The 19,991-nt window shown below is 73.0% G+C and carries 15 protein-coding genes and 1 tRNA gene; 5 read left to right on the plus strand and 11 right to left on the minus strand.

The window, feature by feature from the left end; translation table 11 throughout:
• Nucleotides 1–252 precede the first annotated feature (252 nt).
• The 9 genes from O2W15_RS01590 to kdpF all read right to left on the minus strand — a co-directional run bounded on the left by O2W15_RS01590 (nucleotide 253) and on the right by kdpF (nucleotide 13,996).
• A complete protein-coding gene (locus O2W15_RS01590; RefSeq protein WP_269178115.1) occupies nucleotides 253–1,557 on the minus strand; it encodes a TIGR02679 family protein in 1,305 nt (434 codons plus the stop codon).
• On the minus strand, nucleotides 1,554–5,798 hold the full coding sequence (locus O2W15_RS01595; RefSeq protein WP_269178116.1) for a TIGR02680 family protein: 4,245 nt from the start codon (nucleotides 5,796–5,798) through the stop codon (nucleotides 1,554–1,556). The genes O2W15_RS01590 and O2W15_RS01595 overlap by 4 nt, the downstream gene beginning before the upstream one ends.
• A complete protein-coding gene (locus tag O2W15_RS01600) occupies nucleotides 5,795–7,030 on the minus strand; it encodes a TIGR02678 family protein (RefSeq protein WP_269178117.1) in 1,236 nt (411 codons plus the stop codon). Before O2W15_RS01600 ends, O2W15_RS01595 begins: the two co-directional genes overlap by 4 nt.
• Before the next feature lie 4 nt (nucleotides 7,031–7,034).
• Entirely contained in the window at nucleotides 7,035–8,618 is a 1,584-nt protein-coding gene (locus tag O2W15_RS01605) for a TIGR02677 family protein (protein ID WP_269178118.1), read from the minus strand.
• Nucleotides 8,619–9,322: 704 nt separating this feature from the next.
• Nucleotides 9,323–9,395 (minus strand) — tRNA-Ala (locus O2W15_RS01610).
• A gap of 93 nt (nucleotides 9,396–9,488) precedes the next feature.
• Nucleotides 9,489–10,097: a potassium-transporting ATPase subunit KdpC gene (gene kdpC / locus O2W15_RS01615; RefSeq protein ID WP_269178119.1), complete on the minus strand. Its 609-nt coding sequence runs from the start codon at nucleotides 10,095–10,097 to the stop codon at nucleotides 9,489–9,491.
• Nucleotides 10,097–12,148: a potassium-transporting ATPase subunit KdpB gene (gene kdpB, locus O2W15_RS01620; protein ID WP_269178120.1), complete on the minus strand. Its 2,052-nt coding sequence runs from the start codon at nucleotides 12,146–12,148 to the stop codon at nucleotides 10,097–10,099. The genes kdpC and kdpB overlap by 1 nt, the downstream gene beginning before the upstream one ends.
• Before the next feature lie 58 nt (nucleotides 12,149–12,206).
• Entirely contained in the window at nucleotides 12,207–13,916 is a 1,710-nt protein-coding gene (gene kdpA / locus O2W15_RS01625) for a potassium-transporting ATPase subunit KdpA (RefSeq protein ID WP_269178121.1), read from the minus strand.
• A complete protein-coding gene (kdpF, locus tag O2W15_RS23940; RefSeq protein WP_366139772.1) occupies nucleotides 13,916–13,996 on the minus strand; it encodes a K(+)-transporting ATPase subunit F in 81 nt (26 codons plus the stop codon). Before kdpF ends, kdpA begins: the two co-directional genes overlap by 1 nt.
• A gap of 385 nt (nucleotides 13,997–14,381) precedes the next feature.
• Here kdpF and O2W15_RS01630 point away from each other — a divergent pair, with 385 nt between their 5' ends.
• Nucleotides 14,382–14,999 carry a DedA family protein gene (locus O2W15_RS01630; protein WP_269178122.1) on the plus strand — a complete coding sequence of 206 codons (618 nt, stop codon included), beginning with the start codon at nucleotides 14,382–14,384 and terminating at the stop codon, nucleotides 14,997–14,999.
• A gap of 23 nt (nucleotides 15,000–15,022) precedes the next feature.
• Here the strand turns inward: O2W15_RS01630 and O2W15_RS01635 are convergent, their stop codons facing one another.
• Together O2W15_RS01635 and O2W15_RS01640 are read right to left on the minus strand one after the other, a co-directional pair.
• The gene (locus O2W15_RS01635; RefSeq protein ID WP_269166215.1) at nucleotides 15,023–15,445 is read right to left on the minus strand and encodes a VOC family protein; all 423 of its coding nucleotides are present in this window, start codon (nucleotides 15,443–15,445) and stop codon (nucleotides 15,023–15,025) included.
• Between the two features lie 10 nt (nucleotides 15,446–15,455).
• Nucleotides 15,456–15,902 (minus strand): helix-turn-helix domain-containing protein, encoded by a 447-nt coding sequence (locus O2W15_RS01640; RefSeq protein ID WP_269178123.1) that lies wholly within the window; start codon nucleotides 15,900–15,902, stop codon nucleotides 15,456–15,458.
• Nucleotides 15,903–15,983: 81 nt separating this feature from the next.
• Here O2W15_RS01640 and O2W15_RS01645 point away from each other — a divergent pair, with 81 nt between their 5' ends.
• From O2W15_RS01645 to O2W15_RS01660, 4 genes are read left to right on the plus strand one after another with little or no spacing between them, the layout of a single operon-like run.
• On the plus strand, nucleotides 15,984–18,506 hold the full coding sequence (locus tag O2W15_RS01645; protein WP_269178124.1) for an ATP-binding protein: 2,523 nt from the start codon (nucleotides 15,984–15,986) through the stop codon (nucleotides 18,504–18,506).
• Nucleotides 18,503–19,198: a response regulator gene (locus O2W15_RS01650; protein WP_269164762.1), complete on the plus strand. Its 696-nt coding sequence runs from the start codon at nucleotides 18,503–18,505 to the stop codon at nucleotides 19,196–19,198. Before O2W15_RS01645 ends, O2W15_RS01650 begins: the two co-directional genes overlap by 4 nt.
• Before the next feature lie 41 nt (nucleotides 19,199–19,239).
• Nucleotides 19,240–19,512: a helix-turn-helix transcriptional regulator gene (locus tag O2W15_RS01655; protein WP_036333296.1), complete on the plus strand. Its 273-nt coding sequence runs from the start codon at nucleotides 19,240–19,242 to the stop codon at nucleotides 19,510–19,512.
• Nucleotides 19,509–19,991, plus strand: a complete 483-nt coding sequence (locus O2W15_RS01660) for a hypothetical protein (RefSeq protein WP_269178125.1) — start codon at nucleotides 19,509–19,511, stop codon at nucleotides 19,989–19,991. Before O2W15_RS01655 ends, O2W15_RS01660 begins: the two co-directional genes overlap by 4 nt.

Raw genomic sequence — 19,991 nt, forward strand, 5'->3', positions numbered from 1 at the left:
CGCAGCCACCAGGTCCTCGAGATTCGGGACGAGGTCAGACACGGCGAGCACGGTAGCGGCCATCACAGACAAGTCCGGAGCTTCGCCGGCAAGGCGCGGCTCGGTTGGAGCAGCCGACGGGCAGCACCACGACGTCATCGATCCGCCTCACATTCATGAGCTCTGGGGGCTGCCCCCCGCGCGGATCACGGGATGCGGTGCGTCTCGGAACATCAGAGGCCCCGGTACCGCATGCGTCTCGAGTGTCGCGATTCAGACTCGTTCGCCGACCTGAACCAGATCCTCAAGCAGATGAGGCAGGAGTGCCTCCTCGTGGACGGCGACGCCGTGCCGTTGCATCGCCGCCGACAGTCGCTCGTCCCAAGGTGAGCCCACCGGTGTTCCGGACAACGCGAGGCGGGCGTCGTCGGGCAGGCCGCGCACCGCCTCGGTGTAGTCGCGCTCCCCCATCCGCCACGGGCGCGCGCCGCGCCGGAGGAGCCGCGTCGTGATGTCGACACCGGGCCAGTCGAAGTCGCCGTGATAGCTCACGTCGGCGCCCCCGGCCAGCAGCCGCGCCAGCAACAGCAGTCCGGCCGAGGCGGGGTTGCCACCGAAACAGATGAGCGTCGCCCCACCCCCCGCTCGGGCCGCGGCCTGCAGCACCTGCGGGTTCTCGCAGGCGTACACCCGCTGGCCGGTGGCGGTCATCGGCTGGTCGTGGGTGGCGCGAAGCTCGTGCAGGGTCAGGTGTGTGACCAGCCCGAGGTCGGCACGGTCGCGCATCATCGCCGCCCAACCGTCTGCGCCGGGAGGACGCAAGCCCCACACCAGCACCGTTCCCGACACCTCATCGGGGGTCACACCCATGGACTCCCACAGCGTGCGGCGTTCGGCCGCGGCGCTGGGCGCCCGCTCCCCGGTTGCTGCCGCGGCGGCGCGGAGCACCAGTGCGGCGGCCAAGCGCCCGTCGTCCAGGCCGTGCGCGTCGCGGGTGACCACGCCGGCGAGCGCGGCCAGCTCCCAGCGCGGCTCGGGAAGGCAGTTGCTGCCGCTGAGCACTGTTCCGTCGGCGACCGCTGACAGCGTGGCCACGGCGTGCCCGACCGCTTCCTGCGCGGCGATCACGCCAGCGCGGGTCAGCACGCCGGAACGGCGCAGCCCGTCCTCGAACGCCGGTACCCAGGGAGCGGCGGCCAGGCCTGCGGCGGACAGACCAGAGGCGAGCTCGGCCCAGACCTGCGCCCAGGCTTGCTCCTGCTCCTCGCGCGCCGCCGCGCGGTCCACCAGCGGGCCTCCGAGCTCAGCGAGGACGGTGACCAACCCGGCCGCCGCAGCCGAGTTCCGCAGCGCTGCATCGAGCTCATCCAGCCGCAGTTTCGCCGATCCCACGGGCAGGGTCCGGGCGAGTAGGCCGCCGAGTTGTCCGGCGGCGGCCTCGTCCAGGTTGACACCGACCGTCCCGGTGGGGGTCAACCCGCCACGTTCCAACCGCGTGCGCACTCGAACCCAGACGGGCTCCAGCGAAGGGTGGGCCAGGTAGGCGAGCAGCCGTTCGGGAACGATGCCGGCGGTCACGTCGCCGACCGCAGGTGCTTGGTGTGACCGTCCCAGAAGAAGTGGGTGGTGATCGCCGCTGTCCCCTCCTGTCGCTGGACTTGGTAGATGTCGAGCTGGCGCACCTGCGGGTAGGTGCCCCACAGGCCGTGGCCGGTCATCGCGAAGTCGATGTCGAGGTGGACCAGCAGGCCCATCAGTTCACCGATGGTGGGATCGTCGACCTTGGCGAATGCGTCGTCGAGGACGATCAGCCGCAGCGCCCTCGTGGTGTCAGGCAGGCCGGACAGGTAAGCGTCGACGGCGGCGAACAGGGTGACGTAGGAGACGAACCGGGTTTCGCCCTGCGACAGCTTCGATCGCCTGCTGATGCGCCGGGTCTGTGCGCCCGGGCCATGGATGATCACCTCGACGGTGTGCCAGGCGCGGTAGTCCAGCGCGGCCTTCAGGTGGGCGGCGTAGCCGGCGGTCGCGTCGAGGGTCAACTGCTCGTCCACCCGCTTCGTGATCAAGTCGATGAGCTCGTCGTTCTGCGCTTCTGTCCGCACCTCCCCCGCCAGCGCGACCAGGCTGCGCAGCCGGGCCAACGAAGGGTCCTGTTCGACGGCCATCTCCCACTTCACCTGCACGCCGATGCCGTGCGAGGTCCGGATCGCGCTCAGGCTGCGGTTCATCGCCTTGACCAGGCCGTCGGCCTGCCGCAGACGCTGTGCCAGCTCATCGGCCACTCCGCCGAGGACGAACTGGGTGAAGACCGTGCGTTCACGCTCGGTGAGTGCCACCCGCCCGTCGGCGAGCTGACGCTGCAGCGCGGCGTGCGCGTCGGCGACGGTGTGCGTTCCCGCCGCGTCGACGAGATCAACGAGCAGAACATTCTCGGTGACGGTGGTCAGCACGTCGAAGCTGCTGAGGAGGTCGCGGTCCAGGTTGTTTGCCGCACGGCTGACGGTGGTCATCTCAACCGCGGCACCGCGGGCGGGGACGGCGGCAGCCAGAGCTCGGACGGCGGCCTCGACGGCGGTCGGATCCACGGTGACCGGGTCGGCCGGGGGCAGCTGCGGCACCTGGCGGCCGTCGGCCAGTCCGGCAGCGGTGATGCCCGGCAGCGCCACGATCCGGTGCAGTCGGGCGAGGCGGTCGGCGAGAACAGAGCGGGCGGCGGCCGTGCGCTGGTAGGCCCCGTCGACCTCCACGGCTGCGGCTGCGGCCTGCCGTCCGAGGTCGCCTTCGGCGGCGCGTGCGGCGGCAAGATCGGTCTTGACCTGCTCGAGTTCGGTCTCGGCGGTGCGCAGTCGGAGGCGGACGGCGCTGACCTCGGCGCCGACGCTCTCGCGCAGAGCGGCGTACTCGGCCGCCGCGGTGCGCCACTCCGCGATCAGTCGCTCGGCCGCGGCCTCGGCCGCACGTCGCTCGTCCCCCACACGGCCGGCGGCACCGGTGGCGGCGGCGTGCCGGGTGAGCGCGGCGGCCAGCTCCCCTAGCCGGACGGACAGCTGCTTGCAGCTCTCCGCCGCGGTGGTCGCAGCCAACTGCATGGCCCGCAGCTCCTCTACCCCGGTCGGTAGCCCGGCCGAGCGGCAAGCATCGACGTGTCGAGAGTGGTCGGCGTGCCAGGCTTGACGCAGCTGGCCGGCGCGTGAGCGTGCCGAGGTCACTGCGGTCGCGGCCTTCGCCGAGCGCACCTGGGCCGCGGCCGCTAGGCCACGCGCCTTGTCCAGTCCTGCCGAACGCGGCGCCGTTCGAAGCCGCGCGTCCAGAGCCGCGGCCTGATGCTGCAGGGACCGCAGCGTCTCGGCTCGGGCGGTCGTGGCGGTGGAGAGCTCCACCAGTTCGGCGGCGATCTCGGTCAGCCGGGCGGTGCGGGCGGCGGCGCGGGCGGCGGCGCCGATGTGACGGGCCGTGGCGGGGTTGCGCCGGCCGGTTAGCGGCCCGGTGCCCCACCGGCCGTCGAAGGCGACCCACACCGGGTGGTTGGGATTGCCGATCGCGACCCGCTCGAGCACGGAGGTGACGGTTGCCGGGTCCAGCGGGCAGCGTTCGTCGACGGTGAGTACCCCGGCCAGCGACGTGGGGGTGGACGGCCCGGTCGCGGTGACCAGCACCTGCCCGTCGTCGGCGGTGACCGTGCCGTCCGCGGTCAGGTGGGCGGTGAGCAGCCCGGCGGCGTGCAGCGCGCCCTCGAGCCCGGCTCGGTCGTCGTCAGTCAGCGCCGGGTCGGCGAAGTCGACCGCCTGCCACAGCGGTACCCCACCGACCGGAATCGACGTCTGCCAGGGCGGAGCCGCCGGGGAGGGGTCCTTCTCCCGGCGTAGGTCGTCGGCCTCGGACTCCAGATCGGTGCGGAGCCGGTTGGCGGCGCGCTGCTCGCTGTTGATCTCGGCGCGCCGGTCAGCGTTGTGCTGCCGGGCGGGGCCGGCGGCGTCGTCGGCGGCGCGGTCCAGCTCGGCGAGGGTCGGGAGGGTGCCGTCGCCTGATGGGGCCGGCACGTCCTCGTCGACTTCGCCGGCGAGCGTGGTGACATCAGCCAGGAGCGGGCCGACCGTGGTGGTGGCCCAGTCGACGTCGCCGAGCGCGGTGACGGTAGCGGGATCGGTCACCCAGCCGCGCCAGGCTGTGGCCAACGCTGTGGCAGCGTCGTCGCGGACCATGGCGGCGTCTTCGGCCTCGGCGGTGGCGTCCTCGGCGCGGCGGGCGGCGTCTTCGGCGTCGGACTCGGCACGCTCCACGACCCGCATCTGCGAGCGCAGCGACTGCGCGGTAGCCAGCCGGTTCCCGGCCGAGGCGGCGCGGGCCATCGTCGCCTGACGCACGGCTCCGACGGCGGAAGCAGCGGTCGTCGGGTCACCTGGGGCGACCTCGACCGGGCGCGGCTGCGGCCGGTCGACGGGAACCGGTCCGTGGTCGCAGTCGACCAGAACGGCCTCGGCGAGCGGCGGCGTCGCCCCGAAGACGACGGCGACCTCGGCTGGCAGCGCGTCGGTCGACATACCGGCGTCGGTGAGCCTGTCTCTGGTCATGCGCAGCCCGTCGGCGGCGGTCACGGCAGTGTTCACGGCCTCCTCGGCGCGGCCGTCGGCATCGGCTACCCGCTCCGACTCGGCGACGCGGGCGCCGGCGGCGCGGTCGCAGGACTGCTCGGCGGTGCGTCGCTGAGCGGCGACCTTGTGCTCGACTGCGTCGAGCTCGGCTGCGTCGGCGAACGCTTGCGAGGCGCGAATGCCGTTGACGGTGCCCTCGAGGTCCTGCGCTCGGCCGCTGAGCACGGCGAGGTCTGCGGCGGTGTCGGCGTGCCGTTGCTGCAGGCCCGCGAGCTTGTCATCGGCGTCGCGGGCTTCGCTGGTCAGCCGGCTCAGCGACGACGCGCCCTCGCGAGCGGCCTCGCCGGCTGCAGAGAGCTCGCCGGAGGCGTAGCGCCGGTAGGCATCGAGAAAGGTGGCGACGTGCGCGGCCGACCGCTCCAAGGCCCGCTGCGTGGCGCGGGTCTCGGACAGGGCGTCCAGCTGCTGCCCGGCGCTGGTCAGCGCCGTCTCCGACAACGGCGGCAGCGCCTCGGCGACGATCGTTGGCAGCAGTCCGGCCTCGATGCGGTTGCCGACATCAGGGTTGCGCAACACATGCAGCAGCTGCAGCAGCCCGGCGTAGCGATCGCGACCGGACTCCCCTATCAGCCCGAACACCTGGGTGCGCACCCGCTCGCGGTGGGTCTCGGCGCGGTCGGTGATCTGGTCGGCGCCGATGAGGTCGGCCAGTTGGTCGCGGGAGAGCGGCTGCCGGGTGTCGTCGATCAGCGGCAGGTCGTGCCCGACCCGCAGCGGGGTGATGAAGTACCAGGCCTTCGCCTCGGCGGTGCTCTTGGAGAAGCGGATGAACGAACCGAGCGTCAGGTACTCGGCTGCGCCGTCGTCGTCGCGACCTTCCAGCTCCAACCAGAGGTAGCCGACCCGATTGGTGCCGACCTCGGCGCCGCCGACCTTCATCAGGTCTTCGAGCCGGACCTTCTTCGCACCTGTCGCGTCGATGTTGCGCCGGTCGGCGTCGAGCAGGAACGGCAGCAGCATCTCCAGCGCCCGGCTCTTGCCAGCGCCGTTGGTGCCGCGCCAGATGACCCGCCCACCGGCGATGTCGAACGTCTCGTCGTAGTAGAACCAGACGTTGACGATGCCCCCGCGGCGCAGCCGCCAGCGGTGCGCGTAGTTCTTCGCCGGCGCCTGGGGGACGTCATCCCGGAAGTGCGCGCCCGCGGTCGGCAGAACTGTGGTCATGGCGTCTCCTCGAACAGGGTGAGGTCCGAAAGCGTCTCGTTGCCGAGGCGGGTCTGCGCGCGCGTGCGCGGCGGCGCCTCGACGGTGGCGCGGTGGCGCGCGGTCGCCGGGTGCAGCACCAGGCCGTCGGCGGGTGCGGTGGCCAGGGACAGCGCGGTGAGCAGGTCGACGACCTCAGCACGCAACCCGGCAGTGTCGGCGGCCCAGTCCGGGCCCCAGGCCTTGCCGTGCTGTGCGGCGAGATCGGCGATGACCTCGTCGACCTCGTCCCAGACGCAGAGCTGGCCGGGGACGGTGCGCCCGTCGATCGTGGCGGTGGTGCCGCCGCGAGGCTCGTGCCGGCGCAGCAGCTCGTCCACGGTGAGCAACGCCGCCTGCCGGGCCCTGCCCTGTCCGGGGAACTCGGTGTCGGTCACCTCCCGGTCAGGGTCGTAGGCGAGCGCGCCCTCGGCGCGGACTTCCAGCAGCAGGCCCAGGTGCTCCTCCAGAGAGCGGGCTAGATCGGTGCGGTCACGAGATAGCGCGTCTCGTTCGCCGTCGGTCAGATCCTCGCGGCGCACAAGGGGGTTCTCCACCAGCTTGCGCCGCAGGCTGCGGCGCGGTTGCTCCACGGCGTCGGGATCACCACCCAGGAGGGCACCGGGTGCGTCGAGGCCGGCCAGCGGGCGGGTGAGCAGGTACGGCAGCGCGGGCCGGTGGACCGAGAGCAGCGCCTCCTCGTGCCGGTCTCCCCAGGCGGTGACGGTGCCCTCGGTCTCCTCCAGCACGCCCCACGTGATCAGCAGGCGGAACGCGGCGACCAGATGCCGCTGTTCAGCCTGGGAGTCCTCCAGGGTGACCCCGGCGGAGGCGGCGTCCGCGCGCAGCTGCTCGACGAGGGGGCCCACGAGCACCTGCTCGCCGGTGTCGGGCGCCAGCAGCGATGCGCACAGCAGGGTGAGGTAGGTGTAGGTGCGCGGTCCGAAGTCGCCGCCGCTGGTAGTCGACCGGCGGGCGGGTCGCGGTGGGGCGTCGGCAGACAGGGGCGCCTTGACCAGACGGGCGAAGCCGGCCTCGACGACCAGCCGGTAGCCGAGCTGTGTGTTGAACATGCTGACCAGGGCCGGCGCGTGCCGGCGCACGAGAGAGAGCGCGTCGGCGTCGGCGGCGGCGGTGAGGAACGGGGTCCGCAGCAGCGCGCGGGCCGCCTCCCGCTTCTCAGCGGCCTCGCGGGTGGCAATCGGGGTGGTCATCCTCTCAGCGCTCCGCTCCGGTGGCTGGCCGCTCACCGTCGACACTGTCGTCGGCGGCGCCGGGGACGGCGGTGACCTCGACGTTGTAGCCGTCCACGACCAGATCGCCGTCGTCGGCCTGAATGCGGGTTGATTGCTCGGCGTCCGGCGTCACGTGCAGGACGATGCCGAGGTCGGTGTTGGTCCACTGCCCCGCGACACCGGCGACGCGGTCGGTGCCCTCCAGCGCCGAAGGCAGCAGCTCCTGCACCAGGTTGCGCGCATCGGGGGTCAGGCGGGCGCCGTGCAGGGTGCCGGTTGAGATCAGCAGCGCCGCGGCGGCCTCGTCGCGGGCGCGCTGTGCGCGGGCCTCGGCAAGCACTCTCTCCCGGTCCATCGCCGGGTCGGGCACCCGGGAGGTGCGGCCGCGGGCAGCCCGGTCGCCGCGCTCGCGCAGCGACAGGGGCACCTCGACCGGGTCGGCGTCCCACCAGGAGGTCAAGGCACCGGCCCGGGGGCTCTCCTCGTCAGGGCCGAAGACGAGGTGACGGGACGGATAGGCGCCGAAGGCCGCGGCGAACAGGCGGTGGGCCGTCTCGTCATCGGCCTCGGCGAACCAGCCGGCCAGCCGCAGCAGGTCGGATCGGCGGGACACGCCGGTACTGGTGGCGGCCAGCATCCGCTTGGCGTTCGCCAGCAGCTGCCCGAGCGCCTGATCGGCGGCCGAACGCAGCTGCTGCGGACCGGACCGGCCAGACGACCCGCTGTACCACGCGGCGAACTCTTCCCAGTCGCTGCGCACCCTTCCAGGGGAGCGCTCGCCGGGTGAACCGTCCGTGTTGACCACAGTCGGCAGCGTGTCCAGGACGGCGAGCAGGCCGTCCAGGTGACCGTCGAGAGTCTCCAGCCGGGCGCTCACCGCTGGCGCGTGCCGGGCGACGTCAGCGGTGATCAGGTCGACGTAGGTCAGCAGCAACTCCTTGAAGCCGACGTACTCCTCGCCGACCAGGTCGTAGCGGGTGAGCACCTGCGCGAGGTAGGCGTAGAAGTCCCGGGCGCTCTCGTTGAACAGCTTGTGGTTGTTGAACACGGTGGTGACGTCCCCAGCCAGCATGTCGGCGTCCGGCGGCGTAGCGCCCGTAAGCCGGTCGATGATGCGGTCAAGGGTGTCGACAGTCATGCCGAGCAGCTCGCGGGCGACGTCGCGGACGCCGGTGGTCGCCGCCAGCAGATCGTCGACCTGCCCGTGCACCCGGCCGCCGAGCTTGGACACCTGGAAGCGGGACCGGGACCGAAGGAACTCCGCGACGGTGGCAACCCGGCTGTCGCGTACCGAGCGGACGAGGTTGCCCCAGGCCTCCAGCTGCCGGCACCGAGCTTCGACGTCAACGTCGGTCAGCACGAGACCGCGGGCGGCCAGCTGCTCGGCAGTCTCGGCGGCGGACAGATCGGCGAGCAGCGTGTCGGTGAACAGTCGCATGATCGCCAGGTACTGCGCGCGGACCGCCGGATCGTCGGCCACGGCGTACCGGTACAGATCCAGTCGGCTGAGCGACGCCAGCTCCGGGGAAGGCTCTGCTGGCGGGACGGTCGAATCGGCCTCGGACATGGGCTCCTCCTCCAGCCGGAGCTCCTCCGGTAGGCCTGTGGGCAGTCGGCGGAGTGAAGCACCCGCCAGCGACAGTTCGGACGGGACCGCGTCGTCGGTCGCGGGCCTCGCCGGCGCTGCTGACGCGCTGAGGGCGTCGGTGTACTTCTCTCCAGTGGCCGCCATGCGCGCACGGGCCGCGCGCTTCCGTGCGGCGTTGGGTGTCATCCCGGTTCCGTCCCGGGCGGATCCCACGTCTCCGCCCCCGGTGCCAGGCGGGTGAACCGAGGAAGCGCGAGTCGAAGACCCTTGTCCGTCGTCGCCGGGACCGACGTGGGCGGTGACCGGCTCTGGATACCGGCGCGCGCCGCTGCCGGTGGCGGAAAGATAGTGGATGCCGGAGGGATTGCGGAAGGGCTTCTCGCTCCGACTCGAGCCGTTTGGCCGCCGCGCTCCGGTCGGCCTCCCGCGACCAGGGTCGCGCGCTCAGAGCCCGACCCGCGCCGGAGGGTTGCGGGCGCAAGAACCCTAGGTGGTGGGACCGGGGCAACGACACCTGGTACCTGCGCCCAGAGGGGCTGTCGGCACGGCTGAAGAGTCGCTCGACGGAGTGAGTGCAGGTGCTCCCATACGAAGTACGGCCAGGCTCTTCCGAGCCTGGCCGTACTATCCGTGGGTCAATCCGTAGCGCCGACCACGTGCGTTTCGCACGCAGTCGGCCCCAGTGGAGCTGAGGGGACTCGAACCCCTGACCCCCACACTGCCAGTGTGGTGCGCTACCAGCTGCGCCACAGCCCCTTGCCGACCCGGTCTGGTGTGTCCGAGCCGTGGAGAAGACTACATCAGGGTGAACGGTGCCCGGCGGAGGGGGCCCCGCCGGGCACCGTGTCGTCAGCCCTTGGCGCCGAAGCGCTGGTCGAGGGCCAGGTTGAGCTCCAACACCCGCACGTGCGGCGCCCCGATGAAGCCGAGGTCCCGCCCGTCGGTGTGCTTGTCCACCAGCGCCTGAACGTCGTCCACCGGGACCCCGCGCGCCTCGGCGACGCGACGTACCTGCAGAGCCGCGTACTCGGGCGAGATGTCCGGGTCCAGCCCCGACCCGGACGCCGTCACGGCGTCGGCCGGCACCTCCGACTCAGCGACCCCGTTGAAGGCGGCGACGGCAGCCCGCCGCTCCCCCACCGCGGCGATCAGCTCCTCGGAGTTCGACCCCAGGTTCGACCCGCCCGACGCTGCGCCGTCGTAGTCCGACGCCGACGGCCGGGTCTGGAAGTACTCCGGCAGCGGGTCGCCGTTCTCGTCGGTGAACGACTGGCCGATCAGCGACGACCCGACCACGGAACCGTCCACCGAGACCAGCGCCCCGTCGGCGCGAGCCGGCGCGATCACCTGGGCGACGCCCGTCATCAGCAGCGGGTACGCCAGCCCCAGCACCACGGTGGCCACGAGCAGGGCACGGACGGCGGCCAGCAGCTGGCGACCCGAACGCAGAGCGGACATCACGCGATCCCGGGGATGAGAGAGACGAGCAGGTCGATGAGCTTGATCCCGACGAACGGCAGCACCACGCCGCCGACGCCGTAGACAGCCAAGTTGCGGCGCAACATCGCCGACGCGGACGCCGGCCGGTACTTCACGCCGCGCAGCGCCAGCGGCACCAGCGCCACGATGATCAGCGCGTTGAACACGACCGCGGAGAGGATCGCCGACTCCGGCGAGGACAGTCGCATCACGTTCAGCGAGTCCAGCCCCGGGAAGACCCCGGCGAACATGGCCGGCAGGATCGCGAAGTACTTCGCCAGGTCGTTGGCGATGGAGAAGGTGGTCAGCGACCCGCGGGTGATGAGCAGCTGCTTGCCGATCTCCACGATCTCGATCAGCTTCGTCGGGTCGGAGTCCAGGTCGACCATGTTGCCGGCCTCCTTGGCCGCGGTCGTCCCGGTGTTCATCGCCACCCCGACGTCGGCCTGCGCCAGCGCTGGGGCGTCGTTCGTCCCGTCACCGGTCATCGCCACCAGCCGGCCACCGGCCTGCTCCCTGACGATCAGCGCCAGCTTGTCCTCCGGCGTCGCCTCGGCCAGCACGTCGTCGATGCCGGCCTCCGCGGCGATCGCCCGGGCGGTCCGCTCGTTGTCGCCGGTGATCATCACCGTGCGGATCCCCATCCGGCGCAGCTCGGCGAAGCGCTCGGCCATGCCGGCCTTGACGACGTCCTTCAGGTGGATGACGCCGAGCACCCGGGCACCGTCGGCCGATGCGGACGCCAGCAACAGCGGCGTCCCGCCGGCGGCGGAGATGCCGTCGACGACCTCCCCGACCTCCGGCGGCACCGAGCCGCCCAGCGACCGCACCCAGGCCAGCACCGCCCCTGCGGCGCCCTTGCGCAGCTGCCGGCCGTCCGGCAGGTCGACCCCGCTCATCCGGGTCTGCGCGGTGAAGGGCACGAAGACGGCGGAGTTCAGGTCCCGCCCGCGCAGGCCGTAGCGCTCCTTCGCCAGGACGACGATGCTGCGCCCCTCCGGCGTCTCGTCGGCCAGCGAGGCCAGCTGCGCGGCGTCGGCGACATCGTCGTCCGAGCAGCCGCCGACGGCGACGAACTCCGAGGCCTGCCGGTTGCCCAGCGTGATGGTGCCGGTCTTGTCCAGCAGCAGGGTGTTCACGTCGCCGGCCGCCTCGACCGCGCGGCCGCTCATCGCCAGCACGTTGCGCTGCACCAGCCGGTCCATCCCGGCGATGCCGATCGCCGACAGCAGCGCCCCGATCGTGGTCGGGATCAGGCAGACCACCAGCGCGATCAGCGTGGTCAGCGACTGCTCGGCGCCGGAGTAGACCGCCAGCGGCTGCAGGGTGACCACCACGATCAGGAACACGATGGTCAGCGAGCTGAGCAGGATGTTCAGCGCGGTCTCGTTCGGCGTCCGCTGCCGGGAGGCGCCCTCGACCAGGGCGATCATCCGATCGACGAACGTCTCCCCCGGCTTGCTGGTGATCTCCACGACGATCCGGTCGCTGAGCACCGTCGTCCCGCCGGTCACCGCCGACCGGTCACCGCCGGACTCGCGGATCACCGGCGCCGACTCCCCGGTGATCGCCGACTCGTCGACGCTGGCGATGCCCTCGACGACGTCGCCGTCCCCCGGGATCACCTGCCCGGCGACGACGACCACCCGCATGCCCGGCCGCAGGTCCGCGGCGGGCACCTCGGTGCCGTCGAACAGGTAGGCGACGGTGGTCTGCCGGGCCTTGCGCAGGGTGTCGGCCTGCGCCTTGCCGCGCCCCTCGGCCACCGCCTCGGCGGCGTTGGCGAACAGCACGGTCAGCCACAGCCAGCCGGCGATCAGCCAGCCGAACACCGACGGGTCGGTGATCGCCAGCACGGTGGAGAACACCGAGCCGACCCACACCACGAACACCACCGGCTGGCGCACCAGGCCCCGCGGGTCGAGCTTGCGGACGGCGCCGGCCAGTGCCGGCCCCCACTCGATCGCCGCGCGGGGACGCGGCTCGGTGGGTGTGGCAGAGACGGGACGACGATCGAGCGCCGCGGTCATGACAGTCCTTCAGTCGTGAGAACGACAGAAATGGCCATTTCTGTCGGGGAGGTGGGAGTCATGCGAGGGCCTCGGCGAGCGGGCCCAGCGCGAGCGCCGGGAAGTACGTGAGGCCGACGACGACCAGGACCACGGCGCCCAGCAGGCCGACGAACAGCGGCTGGTGGGTGGGCAGCGTCCCGGCGGTCACCGGTGCCTTGCCCTGCGCAGCCAGCCGGCCGGCCAGCGCGATCACCAGCACGATCGGCAGGAAGCGGCCGAAGGCCATCGCCAGGCCCAGGGCGGTGTTGAAGAACGGCGTGTTCGCGCTCAGCCCGGCGAACGCCGAGCCGTTGTTGTTCGACGCCGACGTGAAGGCGTAGAGCACCTCGGAGAGCCCGTGCGAGCCGCTGTTGAGCAGCGAGCCGAGCCCGGTGTCGGTGGCGACCGCGACCGCCGTCCCGGTGAGCACGAGCACCGGGGTGACCAGCACGTACAGCGAGGCCAGCGTCATCTCGCGGCGGCCGAGCTTCTTGCCCAGGTACTCCGGGGTGCGCCCGACCATCAGCCCGGCGACGAACACCGCGACGACGGCGAGCACGAGCATCCCGTAGAGCCCGGAGCCGACCCCGCCGGGCGCGACCTCGCCGAGCATCATGTTCGCCATCACCACCAGCCCGCCGGTGGGCGTGTAGCTGTCGTGCATCGAGTTCACCGCGCCGGTCGAGGTCAGCGTCGTCGCCGTCCCGAACAGCGCCGACAACGGCCCGCCGAAGCGGACCTCCTGACCCTCGGTCGCCGCGCCCGCCAGCTGCAGCGCCGCTCCCCCGGCCCGGGCCTGCGCCCAGCTGGTGAGCGCCAGCGACGCGGTGGCCAGGCCGGCCATCACGCCCACGATCGCCAGACCCTGCCGGCGGTCACCGACCATCCGGCCGAATGTCCGCGGCAACGAGAACGGGATGACCAGCAGCAGGAACACCTGGAACAGCGAGACCCAGGCGCTCGGCCCCTCGAACGGGTGCGCGGAGTTGGCGTTGTAGAAGCCGCCACCGTTGGTGCCCAGCTCCTTGATCGCCTCCTGCGAGGCGACCGGCCCACCCGGCAGGAACTGGGTCGCGCCGGCCAGCGTCGTCGCGTCGGTGCCCGACGACAGGTTCTGCACCACCCCGCCGAGCACCAGGACGACGGCGGCCACCGTGGCCAGCGGCAGCAGCACCCGGGTGATCGCCCGGGTCACGTCGACCCAGAAGTTGCCCAGCCGGTCGGTGCCGCTGCGGGCGAAGCCGCGCACCAGCACGATCGCCACCGCGATGCCGACGGCAGCGGACACGAAGTTCTGCACCGCGAGCCCGGCCATCTGGACCAGGTGGCCCATCGTCGACTCGCCGCTGTAGCCCTGCCAGTTCGTGTTGGTCACGAAGCTGACCGCGGTGTTCCACGCCGAGCCCGGCTCCACCCCGGCCATGCCGTTGTCCAACGGGAGCAGCGACTGGAGCCGCTGCAGGCCGTAGAGGAACAGCACCGACACCAGCGAGAACGCCAGCACGCTGCGCAGGTAGGTCGGCCAGCGCTGCTCGACATCGGCGTCCACCCCCACCGCCCGGTGGACCAGCCGCTCCACCCGCCAGTGCCCTCCCCCACCCCGCCACCAAAATGGCCATTTTGGTGGCTGAGGGGCCGGGTCGGTGGTGAAGGCGCGGGCCATCCAGTCGCCCAGGGGGCGGTGCACCAGGGCCAGGGCGAGCACCAGCAGCCCGGCCTGCAGCCAGCCGGCGGCAGCGGCGCTCATCAGAACCGCTCCGGGAACAGCAGGCTGCCCAGCAGGTAGAGCACCAGGCCGGCAGCCACGGCGAGCGCAACCCAGGTCACAGCCGTTCCACCCCCCGCACCGCGAGGAGCAGCAGCCCGAAGACCGCCAGCGTGAGCAGCACGTAGACCACGTCGGTCACGTCGTGAGCACCTTCATCCCGATCCGGGCGGACGACCGGTCGTCGTCCACGTCCGAGCGGGGACGCTAGGAGCGGGACGGGCCGCCGTCGGCCGTCTTGACGGGCTCTTGACGGTGCGGGGCGCCGACCTTGACGCCCTGCTGACGCCGACGTGTCCGGGTCGGGTCAGGGGGTTCCCCGATGGTCCCGGCGCCCGGCTCCCGGCAGGCTCGCACCAGGAACTGTCAGCGGGGCCGATCAGTCTGGGCCGCGGGCGGGGTCAGGAGCAGCGTGGGGACGACGGGATCGGCCGGTGGACGGCGGTGGTGAGCGCGGCGCTGGAGCGGGTCGGCAGCTGGCCGGCCGTGCTCGTGCTGAGCGTCGCCGCCCTGCTGCTGGTCCTGGAGAGCGGCGTCGTGCTCGGCGTGCTGCTGCCCGGGTCGACCACGCTCGTCTTCCTGGGGCTGTGGTCGGCGGTCTCGGACACCCACCCGGCGCTGCCGATCGCGGTGGCCGCCCCGGCCAGCATCGGCGGCGCGCTGTTCGGCTGGCAGCAGGGACACCGGCGGCGCGGCACCGGTGCCCGGCCCGGCCGGCTGCGCGCACGGATCGAACCGACGGTGCGCTGGGCCCGGGACTGGCTGACCACCCAGGGGCCGGGTGGCAGCGCCGTCGTCCTCGCCGTCGCCCAGTGGGCCGCGGTCAGCCGCACCCTGACGCCGCGGGTGGCCGGTGGCGCCGGCGTGCCGCTGCGGCTGGTCGCCCCGGTGCTCCTGGTCAGCGGCACGGCCTGGGCGTGCACCGTCGTCCTGCTCGCCCGCGAACTCGGCGAGCGGGTGGCGACCGACGCCGGGCTGGCGCCGGTCCTCGTCCTCCTCGCCGTGCTCGCCGGGCTGCTGCTGCGCGCCCGGCTGACCCGCTCCCGTCCCGTGACGGGGTCCTGAGGGAGCGGGCCGACCGGGAGCCGTCAGGCGGACGGCGGCGGGGTGAGCTGGGCGACGCGGACGTGGTTGCCGAACGGGTCGCGGAAGCCGAAGTCGATGCCGTAGGGCTGCACGACCGGCTCCTCGGGGATCTCCACGCCCCGCTCCTTGAGCTCGGCGTGGGTCTTGTGCGCGTCGTCGGTGCTGAAGAACAGGTGCCCGCCGGCGGCGCCCTTGGAGATGAGGTCGCGCACCTGGGCGGCGATCTCCTCGCTGTAGCCGGGCGGGCCCGGCCGCTCCAGCAGAACGGCGTGCCCGGGGTCGGTGGGCAGCGCGACGGTGAGGAAGCGCATCGGACCGAACTGCATGTCCGTCTGCACCTCGAAGCCGAGCTTGCCGACGTAGAAGTCGAGCGCGGCGTCCTGGTCGGGGACGAAGACCTGGCTGATCGTGATGGTGTTCAACATGGTCAGGACGCTAGGGGCGAGCGTCGTCCCCGGGCTTCTCCGAAACTGCGCTGTCCGTGCTCGGCCGCAGCCAGCGCATGCCGAAGCAGCTGGGCACCGGGGCCAGCGGCCCGCGCCGGCGGTAGACGCTCGGCGGCTCCCCGACGATCTCGGTGAACACCCGGCTGAACGTGCCGAGGCTGGAGAAGCCGACGGCCATGCAGATGTCGGTGACGGTCCCCTCGGTGCTGCGCAGCAGCCACATCGCCCGCTCCACCCGGCGCCGCTGCAGGTAGCGGTGCGGCGTCTCCCCGAAGGTGGCCCGGAAGGTACGGATGAAGTGCGCCTCGGAGACGCAGGCGACCCGGGCCAGGGTCGGGACGTCGAGCGGCTCGGCGTACGAGCGGTCCATCGCGTCCCGGGCGCGCAGCATCCGCCGGTTCGAGTCCTCGCTCGCCCGGCTCACGACCGCGATCATGGCACCCACTCCGGGTGGTCTTGACGCGATCCTGACGCCCGGTGGCGGCGATCGGCGGCGGCGCGGGCCGATCATGGGGGCATGGCCCGCGGCACGCTGCGCATCTACCTGGGCGCCGCCCCCGGCGTCGGGAAGACCTTCGCCGTCCTCGGCGAGGCGCGGCGGCGGGCCGAGCGGGGCTGCGACGTCGTCGTCGGGCTGGTGGAGACGCACGGCCGGCCGCGCACCGCCGCCGCCCTCGACGGCCTGGAGGTGCTGCCGCGCGCCGAGGTCACCCACCGCGGGGTCACCCTCACCGAGCTCGACCTGGACGGCGTCCTCGCCCGCCGCCCGGAGGTCGTCGTCGTCGACGAGCTGGCGCACACCAACGCCCCCGGCTCCCGGAACGCCAAGCGCTGGCAGGACGTCGAGGAGCTGCTCGCCGCCGGGATCAGCGTGCTCAGCACGGTCAACGTGCAGCACCTGGAGAGCCTCACCGACGTCGTCGAGCAGATCACCGGCGTCGAGCAGCAGGAGACGGTGCCCGACGAGGTGGTGCGCCGGGCGGACCAGGTCGAGCTGGTCGACATGTCGCCCGAGGCGCTGCGCCGCCGGATGGCGCACGGCAACGTCTACCCCGCCGAGCGGGTCGACGCGGCGATGGGGAACTACTTCCGGGTCGGCAACCTGACCGCGCTGCGCGAGCTCGCCCTGCTCTGGCTGGCCGACCGGGTCGACGAGGGGCTGCGCCGCTACCGCTCCGACCACGCCATCGACCACGTCTGGGAGGCCCGGGAGCGGGTCGTCGTCGCGCTGACCGGTGGCCCCGAGGGCGAGACGCTGATCCGCCGGGCGGCCCGGGTCGCCCGCCGCACCGGCAACGGCGTGCTGCTGGCCGTGCACGTGCTCAGCCCCGACGGCCTGACCGGCGCCTCCCCCGAGGCGCTGCGCACGCAGCGCGCCCTGTTGGAGAGCCTGGGCGGCAGCTGGCACCAGGTGGTCGGGGACGACGTCGCCGAGGCGTTGCTGGAGTTCGCCCGCGGGGTCGACGCCACCCAGCTCCTGATCGGCACCAGCCGGCGCACCCGGTGGGCCCGGGCGCTGCGCGGTGGCATCGGCGGGCGGGTGATCGCCGGCTCCGGCGAGATCGACGTGCACATCGTCACCCACTCCGCCGCCGGCTCCCAGGGGTGGCGGCTGCCCCGCAGCCAGGGCGCGCTCACCGCACGGCGCCGCTGGCTGGGGCTGCTGCTGGCCGTGGTCGGCGTCCCGGTCCTCGCCGTCACCTGCGTCGCGGCCCAGGCGGCGCTGTCCCTGGCCAGCGTGCTCCTGCTCTTCATCCTGCTGGTGATGGCGGTCGCGATCGTCGGCGGGCTGTGGCCGGCGCTGGCCGCCGCGATCGCCGGCGGGCTGGTGGCCAACTGGTTCTTCACCGCCCCCACCGGACGGCTCACCGTCAGCCAGGTCGACGACGTCGTCTCACTGTTCGGCGGGGTCGTCGTGGCGGTGGCGGTGGCCGCCGTCGTGGACCGGTCCGCGCGCCGCGCCACCTCGGCCGCCCGCTCCCGCGCGGAGACGGCGATGCTCGCCTCGCTGTCCCGTGCCGTGCTCGCCGGTGACCGCGGGCTGCCCAGCCTGCTGGAGCAGATCCGGGAGGCCTTCGGACTGCGGGCGGTGACCATGATCGAGCGCGAAGCGGGCCGCGAGCACACCGTGGGCACCTGCGGGGAGCACGCCGACGACGAGCAGATCGACGACGTCGCGGTCACCGACACGCTCACCCTGCGGCTGTGCGGCCGCGCCCTCCCGGCCGGCGACCGCAGGGTGCTGCTCTCCTTCGCCGAGCAGGCCGCGGTCGCCCTGCAGCAGGGCCGGCTGTCGGCCCAGGCCGCCGAGGCCGACCGGCTCGCCGCCGGCAACAGCATGCGCACCGCCCTGCTGGCCGCGGTCAGCCACGACCTGCGCACGCCCCTGGCCGGGATCAAGGCTGCCTCCTCCGCGTTGCGCTCGACCGACCTGGCGCTCACCGACGAGGACCGGGACGAGCTGGTCGCCACCGTGGACGAGTCCGCCGACCGGCTGACCGGGCTGGTGGACAACCTGCTCGACATGAGCCGGCTGCAGTCCGGTGCGCTCACCCCGGTGGTCGCGCCCGCCGACCTGACCGGGGTGCTCGGCGCCGCGCTCAGCTGGCTGGACGAGCCGCAGCGCGCCCGGGTGCTGGTGCACTCCCCCGCCGACCTGCCGCCGGTGCTCGCCGACCCCGGCCTGCTGGAGCGGGTGGTGGCCAACCTCGCCGACAACGCCACCCGTCACGCGTCGTCCGGGCCGGTCGACCTGCGCGCCGGTGCCGCCGCCGGCCGGGTGGAGCTGCGGGTCGTCGACCGGGGTCCCGGTGTCCGGCCGGCGGACCGGGAACGGGTGTTCGCCCCGTTCCAGCGGCTCGGCGACGCCCCCGGCGGGCAGGGCGTAGGCCTGGGGCTGGCCGTCGCCCGCGGGCTGACCGAGGCGATGGGCGGCACGCTGACCGCCGAGGACACCCCCGGCGGAGGGCTCACCATGGTGGTCTCGCTGCCGGTGGCCGCCGTCCCCTCCACTGCGCCGGAGGCGGTGTCGGCACCGTGAGCCGGGTCCTGGTCGTGGACGACGACCCGCACCTGCTGCGCGCGCTGCGGATCAGCCTGCGCGCGGCCGGCTACGACGTGGTCACCGCGCCCGACGGCACGACGGCGCTGCGCGAGGCCGCCGCGGCGCACCCGGACGTCGTCGTCCTCGACCTGGGGCTGCCCGACCTGGACGGCACCGAGGTGCTCGCCGGGCTTCGGCCCTGGTTCACCGGGCCGGTGCTGGTGCTCTCCGCCCGCGCCGACAGCCACGACAAGGTGGCCGCGCTGGACGCCGGCGCCGACGACTACGTGACCAAGCCCTTCGACATGGCCGAGCTGCTCGCCCGGCTGCGCGCGGCCTTGCGCCGGGGCACCGCCGAGCCGGGGCAGGCGCAGGTGGTCACCGATCACTTCACCGTCGACCTGGCGGCCAAGCAGGTGACGGTGGACGGCGTCCCGGTGCGGCTGACCCCGACGGAGTGGGCGCTGCTGTCGGAGCTGGTCCGCAACCCCGGCCGGCTGGTCGGTCAGCGGGAGCTGCTGCAGGCGGTGTGGGGCCCGGCCTACGAGCGGGAGACCAACTACCTGCGGGTCTACCTGGCCCAGCTGCGCCGCAAGCTCGAACCGGACCCCGCCCACCCCCGCTACCTGCACACCGAGCCCGGCATGGGCTACCGCTTCCTGAAGGACCCGCCAGCCCGCGCGAGCTAACGCAGTAGTGCAGGTGTCCCTCCGTGTAGTACTTTTGCTACATGGCACCACGCAAACACTCCGACGAGGTGGAGCTGTACAACCGGCTCACCCTGCTGCGCACCGAGCGCGGCATGTCCCGCCAGGAGCTGGCCGACGCCGTCGGCGTGCACTACCAGACGATCGGCTACCTCGAGCGCGGCGAGTACAGCCCCAGCGCCACCCTCGCGCTGCGGCTGGCCGCGGTCTTCGGCCTCCCGATGGAGGCGGTCTTCTCCCTCACCCCGTTCCGCACCCTGTCCGAGCAGGTCTACGGCACCAAGGAGCCCTCATGAGCACCCCCACCCGTGTCCAGCGTCGCGCCGCCCGCCTCGACGACCCGCGCTTCGAGTCCCTCCGCACCCCGCGCGTCCGCCGCCGGCTGGTGGTGGCCATGTGCGGTCTGCTCGTGGCCGAAGCGGGCCTGTTCTTCCTCGCCGAACAGGCGCCGGTCCTCTTCGCCATCGGCCTGTCGGCGCTGCTGGTGGCGTTCGTCCTGTGCCTCGGCGCCCTCAAGGGCAGCACCCGAGGAGTCGAGGAGCTGCCGGCGGAGGCGCTCGACGAGCGCCAGTGGCAGCTGCGCGGCGAGGCGTACGCACGCGCCTACCGGACCGGGTTCGGCCTGCTGACCGCGCAGCTCATCACCGTCGGCGTCTGGCTGGCCGCCGACTGGCCCACCCCGGACAGCGGGGTGCTGCTGGGCGCGGTCCTGCTGCCGTTCCACATCGGGCTCGTGTTGCCGACCCTCGTCACCGCCTGGTCCCGCCAGGTCTGA

The organism is Modestobacter sp. VKM Ac-2979, from assembly GCF_026967995.1.
Classification (GTDB): domain Bacteria; phylum Actinomycetota; class Actinomycetes; order Mycobacteriales; family Geodermatophilaceae; genus Modestobacter.